General features: G+C 57.1%; 3 protein-coding genes. All 3 read right to left on the reverse strand.

Features of this window, described 5'->3' with window-relative positions; genetic code table 11:
- Window positions 1-168: 168 nt before the first annotated feature.
- The 3 genes from BMY49_RS18080 to ltrA all read right to left on the reverse strand — a co-directional run bounded on the left by BMY49_RS18080 (window position 169) and on the right by ltrA (window position 2,273).
- Window positions 169-300, reverse strand: a complete 132-nt coding sequence (locus BMY49_RS18080) for a type II toxin-antitoxin system VapC family toxin (protein ID WP_164834410.1) — start codon at window positions 298-300, stop codon at window positions 169-171.
- Window positions 301-526: 226 nt separating this feature from the next.
- Window positions 527-760, reverse strand: coding sequence for a hypothetical protein (locus BMY49_RS16900; protein ID WP_044630754.1), 234 nt, complete (start codon window positions 758-760; stop codon window positions 527-529).
- Between the two features lie 235 nt (window positions 761-995).
- Window positions 996-2,273, reverse strand: a complete 1,278-nt coding sequence (gene ltrA, locus BMY49_RS16905) for a group II intron reverse transcriptase/maturase (protein WP_089676119.1) — start codon at window positions 2,271-2,273, stop codon at window positions 996-998.
- Window positions 2,274-3,093: the final 820 nt, after the last annotated feature.

The following is a 3,093-nucleotide window of genomic DNA, read 5'->3' on the forward strand; positions in this document are numbered from 1 at the left end:
CTCCGCTTACGCCGCGCTACAAATTAGTCCACCTCAAGTACGTGACACCCGTAGCGCGGCGTAACGAATCTTGCGAGGGACGAGCAAATGAGGCATCCGCGAAGGCGGCGATTAGCCGCCTGGATTGGGCCACCGTGAATCATTCAATCTCGGTGACGACATCTACTCTTAAGAACTCAAGAGCATATTCAAAGACATAGCTTTGCCTGGGTGCTTAGCTGCCAATTTGGCATCGTCTGTGACCAATGTTGTTTGCGTCACCGTGGCAGATGCAGAAATGATGCTGTCAGGTAATTTCATCTGAGTATGACGACGTGTGTTGATCGTCTCTATTTTTACCGAGTGGTTGAGCTCGACGCGTGTCAGCTTGGCTAATAAAGCTGAAATAGCCTGTTCTTCTTGAAGGGGTCAACCTGGGAATCCCAACAGTTCAAGCTCAGTGATCACGGAGTAAGCGTAATAGGCAGGCGGCAGGCATAGCTGTCGCTCGATCGCGTTGATAAAAACGTTTGTATCGAGCAAATAGTTACCACTCATCCCGCATGCTCCGTTGATATTCGACCCCTTCCTGGGTTGTCAGAGTGGGCGCTTTGACAGACGAGAAATCGAGACCGGATGACGGCCCAGGCTCGCTCGGCTCTGATGTGCTGTTTTCATACAGCACCACAATCCGGGCATGCCTGTTTTTTAAGTCTCCATATTCGTCCGGGATTTTAACCATACCGTCTTGAATGTCTGCCTCAAACTCAATCGCCTGCATACCCTTCTCCTCTAACGGTGCCGATGAGTGCCCCAGCGTTCTTACGTCTTTATCTACCGCTGCTCTATTCGACACTCTTTTCATCAAAAATTCGAGGCGCACATTGACTCGTGGCGCTCACCCTATTGGAGGGTCGTACCTGCGCAGCCAATACCGACAGCGAGTAGGGTGAGGCGTTACCGCCTCATCCCTCTCACAGAACCGTACATACGGACCACGTATACGGCTCATGCCATTAACTTACCCCGAATTCGGGGACAGTGATGCCGGTTCTGACCCTGGTCAGATCCAATAACCGTAAGTCATTATGCAGGTAGGCATTGGGGATCGCATGGTGGGCCAGCGGTGAAGCGGCATTACGCCAGCTTTGCATCTTGATGAACTTAAACGGCGGGCGATAGCCCAGCTGTTTCAGCCTCCGATGCAACCGGCCCGGCTTTTTCCACTGCTTGAGCTGGAGGCAACGTAACCGCCGCCTTAGCCAACTCATCACCTGCTTTAACACCCTCGCGCAGTTCGCCACCCGGAAGTAGTTGGCAAAGCCCCGTAACACCGGATTCAGCTCACGTATAATGGCCGCGAGTCCGATGCCCCGGTTTCGCTTCGTCAGTGCTTTCAGCTTCTGCTTGAGTTTCACCACCTTCTTGTCCTGGATGCGGGTGTACTTCGTGTGGATCACCACGCCCAGGAACTTTACCCCGTCATCGCTGTGAGCGATGTGAGTTTTGGTGGCATTGACAGTCAGCTTCAGCTCATCTTCCAGGTAGCTTTGGGCCACCCGTAACGCATTCTCCGCGCCCGCTCGTGAACCGCTCAGGATCAGGATGTCATCCGCGTAGCGGACGATCCGGTGACCCCGGGCTTTCATGAACTGGTCGAAGGCGTCCAGATAGACGTTCGCAATCAGCGGGCTGATCACGCCGCCCTGCGGGCTTCCCAGCTCCGTTTCTTCAAGGTGGAACCCCACCATCACGCCGCTTTCCAGGAACTGGCGCAGCAGTGACAGGACACTGCCGTCCGTGATCCGTTGACGGAACTGGCGGATGATCAGGTCATGGTTGAGCGTGTCGAAGCATTTCGACAGGTCCATGTCCACAACCCAGTCACGCCGGTAGCGGCGGATAAACAACTCCGCCTTGCCGATGGCGTGATGACCACTGCGTCCCGGACGATACCCATAGCTCGACGGGTGGAAGTCCGGCTCGAAGATCGGTTCGATGATGCTGCGCAACGCCTGTTGCACAACCCGGTCCCGAACCGTCGGAATGCCCAGCAGACGCTCGCCGCCGTCGTCCTTGGCGATGGCCACACGTCTGACCGGTTGCGCCCGATAGCGCTTCTCCTTCAGCTCGAGTAACAGGCACGACAGCTCCACCTCCAGATTCGCCTCAAACGCACTCAGGCTCTGCCCGTCGATTCCGGCCGCACCCTTGTTGCGTTTGACGTGTCTGAAGGCTTCATACAGACGCTGCTTTGACAGCAATTGCCCGTACAGACTGTAGTATTTCCTCATGCCTGCTCATCTCTGTGATGACGACTCCGAGGATCGGTCTGGCTGCTGGTCTGTTTCAGGCGATCCGTCCGGGTACTAGCGCTCTGGCAATCTGCCGCCACGGTATCGCTCTACTCCCTTGTTCGGAGAACACCAGAGTCACTGCGTTCCCGCAGCACCCCGATGCACGTCCCTGCCCCGTCGGGCAGCTTGTGAACGCAGCGTCCACCTGTTCGCTCGTCGTCCGTCACTCTCGTTAATGACTTCCGCCCTTCGCATCCGACCAGAGCTTTTGAGCCCGACCGGTCCGCTGAACCTCCGCCAGCGGTCGTTCCGGTTTTGTCCTCCACGCTGTTACCAGGCTTCTCAGGCCGGAACTTCCTCACTACTACGGCTTCATCTGCCACCTCGCACCGACTGCGGCCTCGGCTTTCACCTTGCGCCACAGCCTCCGGCTTCGCCGGATTCGGTGTCAGGCTTCCCCGGTTACTGCACCGGCTCCCTGTTAACGATGCCACCCTCAAGCACAGCCCAGGTCTGACTGAGTATCGGGCGTCGCGCTATTTTGCACGCTAACCCACCTGGGCTGCCGAAGCAGGTTCACTTGCGTTGTGTACCGTTAACTTCCTATGGCTTCCTTCAGACCCCACCGTTGGCCAGTGACGCCCTTGCCAGTCGGATTGTCTTCCCCTCAGTCGGGGTGACGCCATCTTCTTTCAGATGGCCGGGTTTGCCGGCTTCGCCGGGCAATCGGGTAGGGGCCGGGGTCACCCCCGGCGCCCTCCCACACCACCGGGCATACGGTTCCGTACCACGGCGGTTCATGAAGAACGACTAAGCC

This window comes from Vreelandella aquamarina, from assembly GCF_900110265.1.
GTDB lineage: Bacteria > Pseudomonadota > Gammaproteobacteria > Pseudomonadales > Halomonadaceae > Vreelandella > Vreelandella aquamarina.

What these genes read in the sequence shown, in the direction of transcription:
- BMY49_RS18080 (WP_164834410.1), bottom strand. Translation starts at nt 300, where the DNA reads ATGAAATTACCTGACAGCATCATTTCTGCATCTGCCACGGTGACGCAA.
- BMY49_RS16900 (WP_044630754.1), bottom strand. Translation starts at nt 760, where the DNA reads ATGCAGGCGATTGAGTTTGAGGCAGACATTCAAGACGGTATGGTTAAA.
- ltrA (WP_089676119.1), bottom strand. Translation starts at nt 2,273, where the DNA reads ATGAGGAAATACTACAGTCTGTACGGGCAATTGCTGTCAAAGCAGCGT.